This window comes from Romboutsia sp. MSSM.1001216sp_RTP31141st1_G3_RTP31141_220114, assembly GCF_039031195.1.
GTDB classification, from domain to species: Bacteria; Bacillota; Clostridia; order Peptostreptococcales; family Peptostreptococcaceae; genus Romboutsia_C; species Romboutsia_C hominis.
This window is the reverse complement of record NZ_JBCIUO010000001.1, coordinates 348723-367275: the sequence shown is the minus strand read 5'-3', so window position 1 is coordinate 367275 and position 18553 is coordinate 348723. Positions and strand designations below refer to the sequence as shown.

At 26.1% G+C, this 18553-nt stretch carries 21 protein-coding genes; 9 read left to right on the top strand and 12 right to left on the bottom strand.

Annotated elements, in window-relative coordinates; all coding sequences use genetic code 11:
* Positions 1-587 precede the first annotated feature (587 nt).
* Positions 588-1643 carry a nitronate monooxygenase family protein gene (locus ABCP60_RS01845; protein ID WP_343101431.1) on the top strand — a complete coding sequence of 352 codons (1056 nt, stop codon included), beginning with the start codon at positions 588-590 and terminating at the stop codon, positions 1641-1643.
* Between the two features lie 148 nt (positions 1644-1791).
* Here the strand turns inward: ABCP60_RS01845 and ABCP60_RS01840 are convergent, their stop codons facing one another.
* Positions 1792-2922, bottom strand: a complete 1131-nt coding sequence (locus ABCP60_RS01840; protein ID WP_092926680.1) for an aldo/keto reductase — start codon at positions 2920-2922, stop codon at positions 1792-1794.
* A gap of 377 nt (positions 2923-3299) precedes the next feature.
* On the opposite strand from ABCP60_RS01840, the gene ABCP60_RS01835 reads away from it, so the two are divergent.
* Positions 3300-4235 (top strand): magnesium transporter CorA family protein, encoded by a 936-nt coding sequence (locus tag ABCP60_RS01835; protein WP_343101085.1) that lies wholly within the window; start codon positions 3300-3302, stop codon positions 4233-4235.
* 188 nt (positions 4236-4423) lie between these two features.
* A complete protein-coding gene (locus tag ABCP60_RS01830) occupies positions 4424-5386 on the top strand; it encodes a calcium/sodium antiporter (protein ID WP_166505075.1) in 963 nt (320 codons plus the stop codon).
* A 45-nt stretch (positions 5387-5431) separates the two neighbouring features.
* Here the strand turns inward: ABCP60_RS01830 and ABCP60_RS01825 are convergent, their stop codons facing one another.
* Positions 5432-7291, bottom strand: a complete 1860-nt coding sequence (locus tag ABCP60_RS01825) for a sel1 repeat family protein (protein ID WP_092926686.1) — start codon at positions 7289-7291, stop codon at positions 5432-5434.
* Between the two features lie 291 nt (positions 7292-7582).
* Here ABCP60_RS01825 and ABCP60_RS01820 point away from each other — a divergent pair, with 291 nt between their 5' ends.
* Positions 7583-7729 (top strand): hypothetical protein, encoded by a 147-nt coding sequence (locus ABCP60_RS01820; protein ID WP_343101084.1) that lies wholly within the window; start codon positions 7583-7585, stop codon positions 7727-7729.
* Positions 7730-7772: 43 nt separating this feature from the next.
* Here ABCP60_RS01820 and ABCP60_RS01815 read toward each other — a convergent pair whose 3' ends face one another.
* The 3 genes from ABCP60_RS01815 to ABCP60_RS01805 form a co-directional block, all read right to left on the bottom strand.
* Positions 7773-8000 (bottom strand): hypothetical protein, encoded by a 228-nt coding sequence (locus ABCP60_RS01815; protein WP_166506227.1) that lies wholly within the window; start codon positions 7998-8000, stop codon positions 7773-7775.
* A 107-nt stretch (positions 8001-8107) separates the two neighbouring features.
* The gene (locus tag ABCP60_RS01810) at positions 8108-8512 is read right to left on the bottom strand and encodes a hypothetical protein (protein ID WP_166505073.1); all 405 of its coding nucleotides are present in this window, start codon (positions 8510-8512) and stop codon (positions 8108-8110) included.
* Between the two features lie 249 nt (positions 8513-8761).
* Entirely contained in the window at positions 8762-9925 is a 1164-nt protein-coding gene (locus ABCP60_RS01805) for an AI-2E family transporter (protein ID WP_092926690.1), read from the bottom strand.
* A 482-nt stretch (positions 9926-10407) separates the two neighbouring features.
* Here ABCP60_RS01805 and ABCP60_RS01800 point away from each other — a divergent pair, with 482 nt between their 5' ends.
* The 3 genes from ABCP60_RS01800 (at position 10408) to ABCP60_RS01790 (ending at position 11479) form a co-directional block, all read left to right on the top strand.
* Positions 10408-10647, top strand: coding sequence for a hypothetical protein (locus tag ABCP60_RS01800; protein WP_343101083.1), 240 nt, complete (start codon positions 10408-10410; stop codon positions 10645-10647).
* Between the two features lie 226 nt (positions 10648-10873).
* Complete coding sequence (locus ABCP60_RS01795) at positions 10874-11068, top strand: hypothetical protein (RefSeq protein ID WP_343101082.1); 195 nt, start codon at positions 10874-10876, stop codon at positions 11066-11068.
* 234 nt (positions 11069-11302) lie between these two features.
* Positions 11303-11479 (top strand): hypothetical protein, encoded by a 177-nt coding sequence (locus ABCP60_RS01790; protein WP_343101081.1) that lies wholly within the window; start codon positions 11303-11305, stop codon positions 11477-11479.
* 76 nt (positions 11480-11555) lie between these two features.
* Here ABCP60_RS01790 and ABCP60_RS01785 read toward each other — a convergent pair whose 3' ends face one another.
* Positions 11556-12755, bottom strand: a complete 1200-nt coding sequence (locus ABCP60_RS01785; RefSeq protein ID WP_343101080.1) for a hypothetical protein — start codon at positions 12753-12755, stop codon at positions 11556-11558.
* 249 nt (positions 12756-13004) lie between these two features.
* On the opposite strand from ABCP60_RS01785, the gene ABCP60_RS01780 reads away from it, so the two are divergent.
* Entirely contained in the window at positions 13005-13796 is a 792-nt protein-coding gene (locus ABCP60_RS01780; protein WP_343101079.1) for a hypothetical protein, read from the top strand.
* A 27-nt stretch (positions 13797-13823) separates the two neighbouring features.
* On the opposite strand, the gene ABCP60_RS01775 is transcribed toward ABCP60_RS01780, so the two are convergent.
* The 5 genes from ABCP60_RS01775 to ABCP60_RS01755 all read right to left on the bottom strand — a co-directional run bounded on the left by ABCP60_RS01775 (position 13824) and on the right by ABCP60_RS01755 (position 17173).
* Positions 13824-14132, bottom strand: a complete 309-nt coding sequence (locus ABCP60_RS01775) for a GIY-YIG nuclease family protein (protein ID WP_092926701.1) — start codon at positions 14130-14132, stop codon at positions 13824-13826.
* 76 nt (positions 14133-14208) lie between these two features.
* Positions 14209-14724 carry a serine O-acetyltransferase EpsC gene (epsC, locus tag ABCP60_RS01770; protein ID WP_092926703.1) on the bottom strand — a complete coding sequence of 172 codons (516 nt, stop codon included), beginning with the start codon at positions 14722-14724 and terminating at the stop codon, positions 14209-14211.
* Positions 14725-14743: 19 nt separating this feature from the next.
* The gene (cysK, locus tag ABCP60_RS01765; RefSeq protein ID WP_092926705.1) at positions 14744-15643 is read right to left on the bottom strand and encodes a cysteine synthase A; all 900 of its coding nucleotides are present in this window, start codon (positions 15641-15643) and stop codon (positions 14744-14746) included.
* A gap of 189 nt (positions 15644-15832) precedes the next feature.
* Positions 15833-16480, bottom strand: coding sequence for a C40 family peptidase (locus ABCP60_RS01760; protein ID WP_343101078.1), 648 nt, complete (start codon positions 16478-16480; stop codon positions 15833-15835).
* 90 nt (positions 16481-16570) lie between these two features.
* Positions 16571-17173, bottom strand: a complete 603-nt coding sequence (locus ABCP60_RS01755) for an NUDIX hydrolase (RefSeq protein WP_092926709.1) — start codon at positions 17171-17173, stop codon at positions 16571-16573.
* Positions 17174-17300: 127 nt separating this feature from the next.
* Between ABCP60_RS01755 and ABCP60_RS01750 the strand changes: the two genes are divergently transcribed.
* Complete coding sequence (locus tag ABCP60_RS01750) at positions 17301-17552, top strand: DUF1294 domain-containing protein (protein WP_092926711.1); 252 nt, start codon at positions 17301-17303, stop codon at positions 17550-17552.
* A gap of 46 nt (positions 17553-17598) precedes the next feature.
* On the opposite strand, the gene ABCP60_RS01745 is transcribed toward ABCP60_RS01750, so the two are convergent.
* A complete protein-coding gene (locus ABCP60_RS01745; protein WP_092926713.1) occupies positions 17599-18546 on the bottom strand; it encodes a polysaccharide deacetylase family protein in 948 nt (315 codons plus the stop codon).
* Positions 18547-18553 lie beyond the last annotated feature (7 nt).

Below are 18553 nucleotides of genomic sequence, written 5' to 3'. Positions count from 1 at the left end.
TTAAGTCTCCCTTTTTACTTTGTATTATATATTTTTTAATTTTTGTTATCTAATTATCCACTATTATATCTAATTTATACTTAATTTGTCTTTTATAAAAAAGAAGTTTGCTATTTTTATAGCAAACTTCTTTTTTATGTTTATTCTATATCTATTTAATATTTTATTTTATGTCGTCTATTGGTTTATATCATCTAGTATGTGATTCTCGCTTAAACATGATAAGAATGTTAATCCATACATAACACAAACTATTACTGCTGTTATAAGTATTATACCCATATCTATCACTCCTTTGCTTATATTATATCTTTAATATATGAAGTATTTATGAATTTATTTTGAAATTTCATGTATATTCATTAGTTTTTCCTATTTTTTACTATGTATACATTATAGTACTTTTTTATTATTTATTTATAGTTTAAATATTGTAACCTTTTTAAATTTTTATAATATATCATTATACAATATCTTTATTTTTCTAAAAATTTACTTGTTGTTTTCTTACAATTTATTATATAATATTATTAGTACCTGGTATTAATATTTGATATAATTTTTTTTATATTAAGGAGGCGTTTTTTATTAAAGCATTAAAAATTGGAGATTTAATAGCTAAAGTTCCTATAATACAAGGTGGAATGGGTATAGGAGTATCTAGATCTTCCCTTGCAGCTGCTGTAAGTCGTGCTGGTGGTATAGGAGTTATATCTGGCGTACAAATTGGCTATGATGAAAAAGATTTTGAATATAACCCTCTAAGAGCTAACTTATCGGCCCTTAGAAGTCATATAATAAAAGCTAAAGAAAATTCTAATAAAGGAATAATAGGTGTTAATCTAATGGTAGCTATGAACTACTACGAAGAACATGTAAAGGAAGCTATTTCCTCTGGTGTTGACCTTATAATATCTGGGGCTGGTCTTCCTATTAAATTACCTTCTTTAATTAAAGGCTCTAAAGTAAAAATTGCACCAATAGTCTCAACTGCTAAAGCTTGTAGTGTTATCCTAAAAATGTGGGACAAAAAAGACAAAACTACAGCTGATTTAATAATAGTTGAAGGTCCAAAAGCTGGAGGTCATTTAGGTTACAAAAAAAGTGAACTAGAAAATATAGATAGCATTAATTATGATAAAGAATTTGTAGATATACTAAAAATTACCAAAGCTTATAGTGTTAAATATAATAAAGAAATACCAGTGGTAGCCGCTGGCGGCATATTCAGTGCTGATGATGTTTTAAAATATATAAATCTAGGTGCTAGTGGTGTACAAGTAGGTACAAAATTTGTTACAACTTATGAGTGTGATGCATCTTATGAATTTAAACAAACCTATATAAATTCTACTAAAGACAATATAAATTTAGTTGTAAGTCCAGTTGGAATGCCTGGTCGTGCAATACACAATAAATTTATAGAACGTAATTCTATATCATCACCTAAAATAACTAAATGCTATAATTGTTTAATTCCTTGTAATCCTAAAACTACTCCTTATTGTATATCAGAAGCTCTTATAAATGCAGTAAAAGGAGATGTTGATAATGGATTGCTATTTTGTGGTGAAAATGCCTACAAAGTAGATAAATTATCTTCTGTTGATGAGGTTATAAGAGAATTAACTTCTAAGTTATAGATAATTAAATTTTAGCTTTAATTGTATTTAAATGCTCTTACACTCCTAAATCTAGGGCTATTTCCTAATTCTAAAGCTAAAAATTTAAAATAAAAATAGACTAACATATGTTAGTCTATTTTTATTTTCTAAAACTAATATATTTTTATCATTTAAATGTATCTTTAACTTCTTTTAACTTTTCTATTATATTTATATGTTGAGGACATTTCTCTTCACATAATCCACATTCTACACATTTTTTTGCATCATTTCCCGACCCTACTAAAAACATATTGTATTGTTCTTTATTTTTTCCTATATCATTAAACATGAATGCATTATTTAATAATTCAAAGCAGTTTGGTATTTTAACACTGTTTGGACATGGTATACAATATTTACATCCAGTACAATTTACTCTTATTTTGGATTTAAACATATCTCTAAGCTCTTTTATCGTTTCTTTTTCATATTTACTCATAGATTCTTTTATACCTTCCTTAGAAGCTATATTTATATTCTCTACAACTTGTTCTAAACTTGACATTCCACTTAAAACTACATCTATCTCTTTCTTATCATATAAAAACTTAAAAGCCCATCCTACAGCATTTCTACTAGTTAAGCTATTATTAATTATATTTGTTATATCACTAGATAAATTATTTACTAATGCTCCTCCTCGAAGCGGTTCCATTATAACTATACCTAATCCTTTTTCTCGAGCATACATAAGTCCATCTGTACCTGCCTGATAATCTTCATCTATGTAATTATACTGTATCTGGGCAAATTCCCAGTCATAGTCATCTACTATTTCTTTAAATACATCTAATGTATCATGAAATGAAAAACCAATATGTTTTACTATTCCTCTTTCTTTTATATCTTTTATAAAATCAAATAACCCATTTTCCTTTAATCTAGTATAATCTTTCTTATTTAGATTATGTATTAAATAAAAGTCTATATAGTCAGTTTGTAATTTTTCTAATTGTTCATATATATATTTATACATATCTTCTCTTTTATTTACTAGCCATGAAGGTAGCTTTGTCGCTAATTTAACCTTTTCTCTATATCCATCTTTTAATACTTCTCCTACAAATATTTCACTTTCTCCATTATGATATGGGTATGCTGTATCTATATAATTTATACCGTTATCTATTGCATATATAAGCATTTCCCTTGATTTTTTCTTGTCTATTTTATTATCCTTTAATGGAAACCTCATACACCCAAATCCTAATATAGACACTTTTTCACCAGTATTTCCGATTTCTCTATATCTCATATTACTTCCTCCCCCTCTAAAAATATTATCTACTTATATTATATTTAATAATTTTTCCTATATATTACAATTTTTTATTATTAATCAAATAAATCATGCTATATTCTTTATTTTTTTAATATATTTTTAACTGAAAACTTGATTTATGTTTGATAACAAGGTATCCTATTTAAAGGATATAAAATTTTTAATATTATTTTTAATAGGAGAGTGATGGAAAATGGATCAAAGTCCTTTGGGGGATATTGATTTAAAAAGCATCACTTATTATTATCTTTTAAATGGCTAATTTACTTATCTTCTTATATAAATCAGTCATTTAATTAATAATACTAAGTGATAAGATTTATATAAAATTGAATAAAGGATGTGTTGCCATGATAAGATACTATAAGACTATTGACAACAAATTAGAAAAGTTAAATTCATTTGAAAATGGCTGTTGGATAAATCTTGTTGAACCTAATCAAAATGAAATAAGTGAGATAGTTAATTTATTAAATATAGATGAAGATAGTGTAAGATCTGCTCTTGATGAGGAGGAACGCTCTAGAATAGATGTCGAAGATAATCATACACTTATACTTATTGATATCCCAGTTGATGAAAGTGATGTAAATTCAACTCATTATACTACTATTCCTATTGGTATAATAATGTGTGAAAATGCAATACTTACTGTATGTTCTGCTCAAACTAAAATTATAAATGATTTTATTGTAGGCCATATAAAAGAATTTTACACTTATAAAAAAACTAGGTTTATACTTCAAATTCTTCATAAAAATGCTAGTTATTATTTATATTATCTAAGAAAAATAAATAAAATAACTACCGTTATAGAAAAAGAAGTTACTAAATCTATGAAAAATAAAGAACTTATACAGCTTCTAGAACTTGAAAAATCATTAGTTTATTTTTCTACTTCTTTAAAAGCTATAGAACTAGTTTTAAATAAAATGGTTCGTACTACTAGTATAAAAAAATACTCTGACGATGAAGATTTGCTAGAAGATGTTATAGTTGAAAATAAACAGGCTTTAGAGATGGCCACTATATATGGAGATATATTAAGTAGAATTATGGATGCTTTTAGTGCTATTATTAGTAATAATCAAAATAATGTTATGCAGTTTTTAACATCTGTTACTCTTATAACTACTATACCTACTATTGTATCTGGTTTCTTTGGAATGAACGTTGGAGGTATTCCTTATGCAAATCATATTAATGGATTTTGGATTGTAATGGTTATTACTGCTTTAATTTGCTTAGTTGTTACATTCTTTATGTCTAGAAATAAGCTATTATAATATAACAATTAATTTTAATATATTCTATAATATAATTTTCATATATTATAGAACCCTTGTAAAATAACTTGATTAACAAGTTTTTTATAAATCAAGACCTTCGAGGCAGACATGCTCTACCTTGGAGGTTTTTTATTATAAAGTTGCGTGAACTTATATTTACTTATTTATTTTTGGGAGGTAATTGTATGAATTACATATTACTAATTTTCGGTTTTTTACTGCTTATAAAAGGGGCTATCTACTTTGTTGACGGTTCATCAGATATTGCCACTATACTAAAAATTCCTCCAATTTTAATTGGACTTACTATTGTAGCTTTTGGTACATCATTACCTGAAGTTTCAGTTAGTATAATAGCTTCTATAGATAATCAAAATGGTTTATCTCTAGGAAATATTATTGGCTCTAATATATTTAATATATTGATGGTTTTAGGTACAACTGCTTTTATTAAAAATTTACAGGTTAGAAAATCAATAGTAAAAAAGGAGATGCCAATACTTATAATTACCTCTATGATAGCTTTATACTTGTCAATAGACTTAACTATAAGTCGTATTGATGGTATGATACTTTTATTGTTATTTTTACTATTTTTATATGATATGATAAAAGAAGCATTAAGAAATAGAAACTTGTCACTAAAAGAAAGTTATGAATTTTTAGAAGCAAATACAAATATAGCCTCTATATCTATAGATAATTCTTTAGCTAAGTCTTTATTAATTTCAGGAGTTGGTCTTATAGCTATTATAATTGGTGGGAAAATGGTTGTAAGTTGTGCAACTAATATAGCTTATTCCTTTGGCGTAAGTGATCACTTAATTGGTATCTCAGTTGTAGCACTTGGTACTTCTTTACCAGAATTTATTACATCTGTTATTGCAGCCACTAAAGGTGAAAACGATATTGCTGTTGGGAATGTAATTGGTTCTAATATATTTAATATTTTATTTATTTTAGGTGCATCAGCATTTATCTCTCCTTTATCTCTAGAGCCTGCACTAATATTGGATAGTATATTTATGATATGCGCTATAATACTTTCTTATATATTTGTTGTTCAAGATAAAGAAATAACAAAGTACGAAAGTTTATTTTTAATAACTACATATTTTATATATATGATATATTTAGTTTCAAGGTAAAAATACCTCAAAGTAATATATTTTACTTTGAGGTATTTTCTTCTATTATTTATCTATTATCATTTCTTCTAATGGTTTTTCAAATTGTAATTTTAAATTCTCATCTTTTTCTAATATATATATTGGTACATACTCTTCTTCTTCCTCATTTAAATCAATTTCTTTAAATGGCGGAGTAAGTACTTCATCAAAGTTTATGCTCAGATCTGGCATTGTCTTTAATATTTGCTTAGAATTATCATATTCTTCTTCTGCTAGACTTTTATACATATCTAAACTTTTCTTATAATATATACCAGCTAGCATGTATTCACATTTTTTATTTCCTAAATTAAAACCTTCTTTATAGTATTTTTTAGCTTCTTCATCTTCATTTAATTTTAAACTTAATTGCCCTAAGTTATATATAGATTCTTCGCACTTTTGGTTTCTAGCCTTTTCGTACCAATACTTTGAATTTGTATAGTCTTTATAGAAAATATCATATATAAGACCTAGCATGTGTTGTGAATATATATTTGAATCATTCGCTGGTGTTTCAAACATTTTCTTTGCTTCTTCATAATTTTCTTCTGCAAAGTATATTCTACCTAAATGTATTCTTGAATTTATGTGATTTTTTAATATGGCAATATTAAAATACTTCTTAGCATTTTCTATATCATTATTAGCTTCATATATACATCCTGCTTTATAGCTAGATTCTACATCTTGATTTTCACTAGCTCTTTTATACCACATTAAAGCTTTCTCAAAATCACACTTATCTTCATATATCTTCCCAAGCTTAACTTGACATGATAACTTATTTTCTATTTTTCTATAACAAGATATGGCATTGTCTATATCATTTATCTTATGATATAAATCACCCATATTTTCAATAGATTCTATTAATCCTCCTTCTATACATTCCTCATAATATTTTTTCGCTGTTTCATAATCCTCTTCTTCAAAATATAAACCTGCTAAATTATTTTTAGCTTCTATTATATCTGAATTTGATGCTATCTCATAATACTTTTTAGCATTTTCTATATCATTATTTCTATTATATAAGTTTCCTAATCTATAACTTGCTAAAGCACATCCATTTTTTATACTTTCTTCATAATATTCTATAGCATTTTTATCATCTTCATCTCTATCATATATATATGCCAATCTATATTGAGACTTTGTACAACCTTTGTCAGCACTTTTTATATAATATCTTTCGGCCTCTTCAAATTCTTCATTAATCTCCATTATAAGACCTATATTAAAGCACCCTTTTAAATTTCCTACTTTATGTAAATGTTTATATAAGCTTATTGCTGACTTATCATCACCATCTATATAGTTTATTATCGCTAAATTATACTTAGATTCTTCATTTAATAATACTGAACCCTTCTTATAATATTCAATAGATTCTTCTTTTTTTCCTAATTTATCATAAAGTATACCTAGATTAAAGCAAGCTAAACCAAAATTACCTTTAGCTGCTTCTTTTAACCACTTTTCACTTCTTATATAATCTTTAAGCTTATAATGAACAACTCCTAAATTATTTTGAGCTTGTAGATCTCCTAAAATAGCCAATTTTTCATACCAATAAAGTGAATATTCATAAGCATTAGATATAAAATATATATTGCCTAGATTAAGAGCAGCTTCTTCTTGTCCATTCCTAAATGCCATAGAATACCACTTTTCTGCTTCATTGTATTGACCTCTAGATTCAAATATATTACCTAATGCATATTGAGATTTTACATATCCTTCTTCTGCAGATTTTATATATACTTCTATAGCTTTATCTATTTTACCCATTTTCTCAAGCAAACTTGCTTTAGTATGATGTATTGCTGGGTCTTTTGGAATATTTTTTATATTTTGTATTGAAAATTTTGTACTTCTCATATTTAACTCCCTATTTAAACTTTACTTTTATTTTAGTAATCTGTTTTAATAATTATATATTATATAACAAACTTACAATTTTTAGCTAATTTTTTGTCTTTCTGTAATAATATTGTAATAGTAGATATATTTAATTAATTTTTATGTAGTGTATAGCCATGCATACTAATATCTTATATAATTTATGTATAAATTATATTTATTATGAGTTTAAGTGGCTTGTTCATTTATGTATTAGCATTATAATGTTTTTTAATAAATATTTATAACTTAGTAAATAGGAGTGATTTTATGAGTATAGATTTAATTTTTAAAATAGTTATGGCTATTGTATTAATTGGTATCGCTATAAAAGCAATTAAGTTTTTAGGTGGATTAGTCTTTAAGATAGCACTTGTACTATTTATAATACTTTTAGTTTATAGAATGTTTATCTAAAATAGAAAATACCCCACTTGATTTACTTTAAGTGGGGTATTTTCTATTTTAATGTTTTTAAATCTATATATGCTTCAATTTGAGGTATATACAACATATGATTTTCTTTTATATGTGTATTACCAAATTCCTTAAGTTCTTTTCCTTCTTTATCTTTAGTTATTTTATATCTTACAACTTCATTACCTTCATTTATACTTGCATTAAAAAACATTCCTTCATACTGCTTAAATCTAAAATTAAAATTATCTCTTGTAAGTTTTATAGTTATTTCTGCCATAACTCTTCCTTTCTTTATATATTTTAATTTTGTCTTATTATATCATAATTATAAATCATAAAAAAGAGCCATCTAATATTAGATAGCTCTTTTTTATATTAAAAATATAGCTCTTTAATCTTCATAGCATCATTTGTCCAACCATTGTTTTTACGTATTAATTTTAAATTTTTACCTTTACTTACTAATATTGTAACTAACTCTTCTTTCCCCTTTTCTTCTACAATAAAATCCTCAACATTTTTTAAGGGTATCTTTGATAAATTGTTTCCCTCGGATAATCCCCCTAATGGTACATGATATATTCCTTCTAAGTATAAATTTTTATCTGTTAATGTAACTATGTATTCATTAACGATTTCTCCTGCTGCAACTAGTGATTGACTCGCTACAAACATATTGGTTAAAAAATTTAATACTAATTCAGTATTGCTTACTTTCCTATAACACTTCATACTAGCTCTTACTATTTCGTTGTCTTCTAATTCTAACTCCCTACTCATAAGACTTTTCCTCCTAATGATGTGATTATTATGATTAATAATTTATAGCTAAGTACTCTTATATAAAATAAGCTTTTACTCCATTATACAATGTATAATTGACTCAATCAAGTAAATTATTTTTTTATGTATATTTATATTCTTTTTGTCAATAATATAAATGTTATTACGTTACTCTCAGAATTTATAACATTTAAGAGGCTGTTGCAAAATGATTAGATTTAATCATTCTACAACAGCCTCTTTGCATTACATATATTTTTCTGTATCTTCTGGCAGCCCTTTTTTCTTTAATCTATATTCCACTATCTCTTTTACTATAGAGTATAGCCAAGCAAATAAAGGAACGCCTATTATCATTCCAACTAATCCTAATAACTTTCCTGCTACTAATAATGAGAATAATATCCAAAATGCTGATATTCCTATTGAATCTCCTAATATCTTAGGTCCTATTACATTACCATCTAATTGTTGTATAATAATTATTATTAATATAAACCATAATGCTTTAATTGGAGATACAAACATTATTATTATAACTGAAGGTATAGCTCCAAAGAACGGCCCAAAGAATGGTATTATGTTAGTTATACCTATTATTACTGATATAAGTAATGTATATGGCATTTTAAATATTGTAAGTACAATGAAAGTTAATACACCTATTATAGCTGAATCTATTATCTTTCCACTTAAAAACTTACCAAATGTATCATTAGCTCTATTTGTTAACTCAATAGCTTTGTCAGCACGTGCTTTATTAAATATCGCATAAGTTACTTTTTTGCTAAGTCCACAGAACTTTTCCTTATCTATTAACATATAAATAGATATTATTAAGCCTAATACTATATTCCAAACACCTGATGCAGTAGTTTTTAACATGCCTCCAAGTACCGGAATTAAATTAGATATTATTTTTATAGTATAGTCTATAAATTCGTTCCACTTACCTACAGCTATAGTCATATATTCATTGTTTAAATCTATATTTTTAGTTAGACTTTCTATGAATACAGTTACATTATTTACATATGTTGGTATGTCATTAACAAGTCCTACCACACTATCTACTAACTGTGGTAACACAAATTGTATAAATAAATAAAGTATTATAAAAGCTGTTGTGTAAGTTAATAATAAACTTATAGCTCTTTTACCTTTTTGTTTCATGTTTTTAATTGAATCAAACACTAAAATTTTTTCTTCAAAAAATACTAGTATAAAGTTAAGTAAATATGCTATTACAAATCCTATAACAAAAGGTTGTAATGTTGACATAACCCAACTTAAGTTTTCAGTAAATGCTGGTAGTTTGTCTAATATATTAAAAAACAATAAACTACAGCATATAACTATAATCGCATACACCGATATAGTAGTATATTTGTTATTCCATTCAACTTTCATTTACTTTGTGATTCCTCCTAATTAAATTTACCTTCTAATAGATGATTATTTTTTACCTATCATATAATTATAACCAATATAACATATTTATTGTCAATAAATTGATATATTTAATATGAATTTATCTTCATATTAAAATTTAATCTTAACTACATAGTGTTTCATCTTTGTCTGTTTTAGTAAGACCACTTATATATTTTAATATTATTGATTTACCCACATCATTTATTCCAAGTAATGCTGTTATCTTTCCTTTTTATATATTTTCGTTTTATGTTGAAATACAATAAATTCGACTTTTGCTTTTTTACTAAGCTTAATTTATATATTAGTAATTTGTTAAATACTTTTTGTATAATTTTAAATATTTTTGTCGAAATTAGTAACTTTTTCTGTATTTAGTACATATTATTTATTAGATATATGAAAATATATCTTTTGATTTAAATCTTAAATAATAAAAATATAGTGGAGGTTTTAATATGTTTGGAAACGACTTTAATGGATTTGGAAGAAATAATGGTTTTTGTGATGATAACTTTTTAATAATATTACTTTTATTACTTTGTAACGATGGATTTTGCTGCGGTCACGGTAGAGGCCATGATGGAGACAATTGTGAAGATAACAATAGAAGATGTAATAATAACGAATTCTTTATATTTATAATAATCATTTTATTCTTCTGTAATAAAAAAGGACATGGTAATTGCTTAAGATAATGTAAGTTATAATATATATTAATTAACAAAAGGCACCTATTATAGGTGCCTCATTTATATATATATTTATTTTTTATTTAAATTAATTACATAATTCATTAATTTACTCCAATCACTTTGTCGAAATTAGTAACTTTTTCTGTGTTTTATACATATTATTTATTAGATATATGAAAATATATCTTTTAATTTAAATCTTAAGTAAAAATATAATGGAGGTTTTAATATGTTTGGAAATAATATTTTTTGTAATGATAATTTTTTAATAATATTACTTTTATTACTTTGTAACGATGGATTGGACTGCGATCATCATAATGAATGTGATCACCATGATAAATGCAACGATAGAAATGTATTCTTTATATTTATAATAATTCTTTTATTCTGCTGTAACAAAAAAAGACATGATCATTGTTAAGATAATATAACTTATAATATCTATTAATTAAAAAAAGGCTCCTATTATATCATAGGTGCCTTTTTTATATACAATTTTTTATATTTTTAATTGATTTAATTACATAACTAATTCACTCTATTTTTTTGTCGAAATTAGTAACTTTTCCTGTATTTAGTACATATTATTTATTAGATATAAAAAATTATATCTTTTAATTTAAATCTTAAGTAAAAATATAATGGAGGTTTTAATATGTTTGGAAAAAATAATTGTTTTTGTGATGATAACTTTTTAATAATATTACTTTTATTACTTTGTAACAATAGATTTAACTGCGACTTCGACTGCGATGATAATAATAAATGCTTTATATTTATAATAATAATCCTTTTATTCTTCTGTAACAAAAAAGGACATGATCATTGCTAAGATAATATAACTTATAATATATATTAATTAATAAAAGACACCTATAATATTATAGGTGTCTTATTTATATATGCAATTATTTTTTAGATATCTTTTTTATCATTCCCATAATTTCTTCCATAGACTTTCCTTCTACTTCTTGCTTTAGTTTATTTATATCTATGTCTTCTAATATATTACTTATATCATTATTCATATTTGGTTTGCTTTTATCATTTTGTACATTATCAAAATCTATATTTGATGCTATTTTTTTAGCCATTTCTACAATTTCTTCCATAGACTTTCCTTCTACTTCTTGCTTTAGTTTATTTATATCTGCATCTTCTAATATATCACTTACATCATTATTCACATTTGATTTATTTTCTTCATTTTGTCTATTATCGAAGTTTATACTTGATGATACTTTTTTAGCCATTTCTATAATTTCTTCCATAGATTTTCCTTCTACTTCTTGTTTTAATTCATCTATATTTACGCTTTCTAGTATTCTTTTTAAATTTTCATTTATATCTTCATTATTTTTATTACTTTTTTCATTTCCATAATCTGGTTCCATTTTTGATATTCCTCCATTCATTAGTTTTATAATTTCGCCAATTGAATTATTATTACTTTCGTTTAGTTTATAATCACTCATTAACATATTTGATAATAAACCATCTAATACATTTACACCTTCTAAATTAGATTTTGAATATATATTTTCATCTAAACTCATTATGGTTAATGGATTAATTTTCTTATTATTAATATATTGTAGTAATAATTCTACCAACTTGTTTGTGTTAATTTTCTTGCCTGACTTTTTGTTGTGCTCTTCTCCTTTATGATTTTTATTACCATTAATTCTAGTATTGTTATGCAAGCCTGTTGCTTTATATCTATTGCTACTCTCGATTGACTTTTTATTGTTCTCTTTTTCTTCTTTATCATTTTGATTTACATTACTTTTAGTGTTATTATTTGATTCTATTACTTTGCATTTGTCACTACTCTCGTCTGATTTTTTGATTTGCTCTTTTTCTTCTTTATTATTTTGATTTACATTACTTTTAGTACTGTTATTTGATTCGGTTACTTCGCAGTTATCACTACTCTCGTCTGACTTTTTATTATATTTTTCTTCTTCTTTACAATTTTTGTTGTACTTTCTTTCAACACTCTTGTTCAAATTGTAAAAAGGAGATCTTTTAGAAATGCTATCCATTAACATATAATCTTCATAGTCTTCATAACCTTCTATTCTATTATTTTTCTCTTCAGAGTTCACAAAATAAGCCTCCTTTTATTAATTAAAGTATCTATACGACACCTTACATCATTATATGTATTAAATTTCTTAAGGGTGACTTATTTAAAATGCTTGATAAAATGAATATCTCTTATATTTTCCCATCACTTATTGTATATATATTTTACTTATTTTGGTGACTTATTGTTTCCTTTTAAATGTTTTTATCATATATGTATATTATGTAGTATTACTACTAAATTAAAATATTTGACATGGGGTGTTTGTATGCATAAAGATTGTATGAATAAAACTAAGAAGTGTAAAAAGTACTATGATTTAGATGATTGCCATTGTGAAAAAGAATATAAAAAAGATAAGGGTGCAAATTTAAAAATGTCCCCTATGTTTGTATATCCTGTCGATTTGTGCAACTGTGAAATATTTCATATATTATGTAATTGTATAGGAAGGATTGTTGGATTAAAGTTAGTAGATAATAATTGTATATTAAGACTTTGTATATGTGATGTAAATAGTTGCGGAGTTGTTGGTAAAACTCCATCCGGTAAGGGACCTATATACGTAAAACTTAATGCCATTCAATATATAGATTTTGGTAAAGAAACCTATGTTAATCCTCTATGTGGTACAAATTTGAGTATAGGTGTACAAGTACCTAAGGGTGAAATGGGACCTATGGGGCCTGCTGGTCCTAAAGGCGAAATGGGACCTACTGGGCCTAAGGGGGCTCAAGGTGAAATGGGACCTATGGGACCTGCTGGACCTAAAGGCGCTAAAGGCGAAATGGGACCTATGGGACCTGCTGGTCCTAAAGGTGAAATGGGACCTATGGGACCTTCTGGACCTAAAGGTGAGATGGGACCTATGGGACCTTCTGGATCTAAAGGTGAAATGGGATCTATGGGACCTGCTGGTCCTAAAGGCGAAATGGGACCTACTGGGCCTAATGGGGCTCAAGGTGAAATGGGACCTATGGGACCTAAAGGATATGAAGCTCCTGGTAAAAAAGTAAAAGAAAAATATATGCCTCCTAAAAAAATCCCTTATAAAAATTAATATAAAATATATAAAGAGGAAGCTTGATTATTTTAAAGCTTCCTCTTTATATATTTTATATTCTTCTTTATCTTCTAATTCATTTACAAACTCTTCATTATTTTCTATTAGCCAAAGCTTTTTATTTCTAGAAAGTTTTTTTATATAACTTTCTAATTTCATAGCTTTACTTTTCGTATCACTTACAAAACATACTTCTAGTTTTAAAAAACCTCTTGATCTTGTGTATTTAGAATTTATACCTTTTTCGTGTTCTTTCATACGTCTTATTACATCAGTTGTGTATCCTGTATATAAAGAATTATCTCTACATCTTATTATATATGTAAAATGCATAAAATCATCCATCCTTAATTTTTAACTTTATAATATATAATAACATGTTTTAGATATATTATGTTACTTTTTGAGATTATCTTATCTTCACAACTTTACCAGGTATTCCAACAACTGTAGCTCCATTTGGTACATCTTTTAAAACAACTGCATTTGATCCTATTTTTGAATTTGATCCTATATTGATAGGACCTAAAACTTTGGCTCCTGCCCCAATTATTACATTATCACCAACAGTTGGATGTCTTTTTCCCTTTTCTTTTCCTGTTCCACCTAAAGTTGTTCCATGATATATAGTTACTCTACTTCCAACCTCAGCAGTTTCTCCAATAACTACCCCCATACCATGATCTATAAGTATTCCTCCACCTAATTTAGCCCCAGGATGTATTTCTATACCTGTTAAAAATCTTGAGATTTGTGATACTAACCTTGCTAAAAAAAATCTCTTATGTCTATATAAAAAATGAGAAATACTATGCCCTATCCTTGCATGTATAGATGGATAAAGTAAAAATACCTCTGTTTTGCTTCTTGCTGCTGGATCATTCTCCATTATATACTCAATATCTGCTTTAATTTTCTCAAACATATAATCATCCCTCTATGATTTAATTAAATATATTCAAAGACATATATTTATCTAACCCATCTGGTGATACTGTAACTATTTTCTTATTAGGAAATCTCTTTGATAATTCTAGTGCACCATAAACATTTGCACCTGATGATATTCCTACTAATATCCCTTCTTTTTTAGCCATTAATCTTACTCCTTCATAGGCCTCTTCATCACTTACTGTAATAACCTCATCTACTATACTATCGTCATAATTTTTAGGTATAAATCCTGCTCCTATACCTTGAATTTTATGAGGTCCTTTAATATTTTTAGATATTACAGGTGAACTTTTTGGCTCTAATGCTACCACCTTAATGTCTTTATTTTTTTCTTTTAGGTATCTTCCTATTCCTGTCAATGTTCCTCCTGTCCCTACACCACAAACAAAAATGTCTATATCTTTAACATCATTTAATATTTCAACTGCTGTTGTATTGTAATGAGCATATGGATTATCTTCATTTTCAAATTGATTTAAACTTATATAGTTTTCATTATTTTCTATTAACTCTTTAGCTTTATTTATAGCACCATCCATACCTAGCTTGCCATCTGTTAATATTAATTTGGCACCATAACATTTCATAAGTGTCCTTCTTTCTTCACTCATAGTGTCTGGCATTACTATTATAACTTCGTATCCTTTTAAAGCTCCTACCATTGATAGAGCTATACCTGTATTCCCACTTGTAGCTTCTACCAATACACTTCCATTTTTTAATATATTTCTTTCTTCTAGCCCTTTTATCATATTTAAAACAGCTCTATCTTTTATACTTCCTCCTGGGTTGTATTTTTCTAGTTTTACATATATATTTTTATTACCTATATTGTTAAGTTTTATCATAGGAGTATTTCCTATTGTAGATAGTATATTTTCATTAATCATAATTTGCTCCTTATATTTTAGTATTTATTTCTATTATTTTATAATATATAAATATAAATTCCATAAATATATATATTTATACTATAAAAAAAATCACTTACTTAATCTTAAGAATATCTGCCTATAAAATAAGTTAAGCTATATCATAAACTTATGATACATCTTAACTTATTTTATAGGTAATTAATTCTATGGTCTTCTGGCTCCTCTATAGTGTTTTTCGTAATAACCTGTTAGTTTAGATTTTTTAACTCCATCTTTTGGATTAGATGCATGTATAAATTCACCATTTCCTACATACATTCCCACATGACTAACTCTGCCTTTATTCATAGTATCGAAAAATATTAAATCTCCGACTTGTAAATCCTTTTTGTCAATAGCTTTGCCAAACTTACTTTGTTCATAGGATACTCGAGGTATATCTTTACCTAGTGCATTTTTATAAACATATTGAACTAGCCCAGAACAATCAAAAGATTTTGGTCCTGTTGCCCCCCATACATATGGCTTTCCTATTTGGCTTTCTAGCAATTTTATTGCATCATTCATCTTATTATTACTTTTTTGATCATTATTTATATTACTACTATTATTAACTTTACTTACGTTAACATTACTTAAAAGTGTATCTAAACCATTAAGTTTATTTTGATTCTCATTACTACAGCTACAACTACAGCTACATGTTGGACTATCATTAAGTATACTATTAAATGTACTTTGTAATACAAAATCAAATACATTTGAATTATTGTTTGTACAAGCTTTATTTTTTGAATTAGATTTGCTTATAGCATTTAAAAGCTCTATCATAACTATTTGGTTAACATTCATACTAAATCTCCCTACTTACTTATATATAAAAAACCGTACATTAAATAATACGGTTATCATATATATATATTTAGTAATTATATAATATAATTAATGAAATAGTTTTTCACCTAAGTTTATAAACATTTGAAGTAGTAGATATGATTTTATATCTATTTTTTCTCTTCCGTTTATTATTTCTTTAGCTTCTTCCTTTGATACTAAAAATGCTTCTATATCTTCATCTTCTTCTAAAAATTCTTTACTTAAATTGCCATCACATAAACAATATACAAATGCTACTGATTCATCAGTCATTCCTGGAGATAAATATAATTTATCATTACTATTTATATTATTTATACTTATAAGTTCTAGACCTGTTTCCTCTTTTAATTCTCTTTTTACCGCTTTTTCTATACCCTCTTCATTATCCACAAGTCCTGCTGGAAGTTCATATATATAACTATTTATAGGTACTCTAAATTGTTTTATAAGTACTAACTTCTTTTCGCTTTTATGATATGCTGCTATTACTACTGCATCTATTTTATCTTCTTTATCGTTTATATATATTTCCTTTAGATTATTTTCATCTTTTCTTGATGCTACCATCCAGTGTCTTATGTCATTATTTTTATTTTCATATTCAACATCATAAAGTCCTACAAATTTAGTTTTAACTAATGTGGTTACATCTTTTATTTTAGTCATGTTTTACACTTCCTTTTTATTTATTCTATGTTAATATTATACTAATGTATAATATATTTTTATAGTATATAAGTTATTATATTCATTTACGATTATTAATATTTTAATTAAAAAGAAAGGATTATATATGGAAAATTTATTTTTATTTTATATGTTAATTATAAATATAGCTTCTTTTTATTCAATGTATATAGATAAGAAAAAGGCCATAAATCATGAATATAGAATAAGCGAAAATACTCTTATGATGCTATCATTAGTAGGTGGCAGTTTAGGTATATTAATTGGAATGTATAGATTCCACCATAAAACGCAAAAAAACAAGTTTAAAATAGGAGTTCCAATAATTTTAATTATTCAGATGCTAATTTTAACATAATAAAAAAGCCTACAAGGTAATAAATACCTGTAGGCTTTTTATAAAATTAAGATAATGTTTTAAATTCATATCCATTTGATTTGAAATATTCTATTATTTGAGGTAATGCTTTTGCAGTAGCTTCTTTTCCATATGTATCATGCATTAATACAACTACCATTTCTTTACCTTGTGCTGTCTTTTTAGCATATTCTACTAATTGAGCTGGAGTTTTTCTTCCACCTTCTGCATCTCCACTTAAAGCATTCCAGTCTATAGATGCCATTTTATTTTCGTTTAAATACTGATCTAATGGTTCCATACCTTTCCATGACATATGTCCACCTGGACATCTTATAACTCTTGTTGAGAAGTTTGGACCTAAAGTATCCTTTAATATCTTATCAGTTTTTGCAAAGTCACCTTTAAAATTATCTAAATTTAAAACTCTATTAGGATAAAGTATTTTATAATCATGGCTATAAGAGTGATTAGCTATTGCATGACCCTTATCAAATTCTTCTTTTATAAGTTCTTTAGCTTTTGATCCGCCACGTTCAATATTTTCTCCTGTTAAGAAAAATGTTGCTTTAACTCCGTACTCATCTAATATTTTTAATATTTGTGGAGTAACTGTTGTTGATGTTCCATCATCAAAAGTTAAAAATACTACTTTTTCTCCATTGTTGCTATAATCGTATTTCTTTAATTTGTCAGCCACTTTTAATGCATCATAAGTATATTTTTTACCTTCATGATTAACTCCGACCATTCTCTTTTTAGCTTCTTCTTCTTCTTTACGCTTCTTCTCAGCTGCTAATCTTTCTGCCTCAGCCTTTTTTTGCATTTCAATTTTTTCTTGCTTTTGTTCAGCTATAAATGATGCTGTCGCTCCGACTAACTTATAGCCTCCAAATATTATGACTATTGATGCTACTGAAACTAATGCTACTTTTTTAACATCAACGCGACCTTTTTTCTTAGAACCAAAGTTTATATTGTTCTTTTTCGGCATAAAAAAT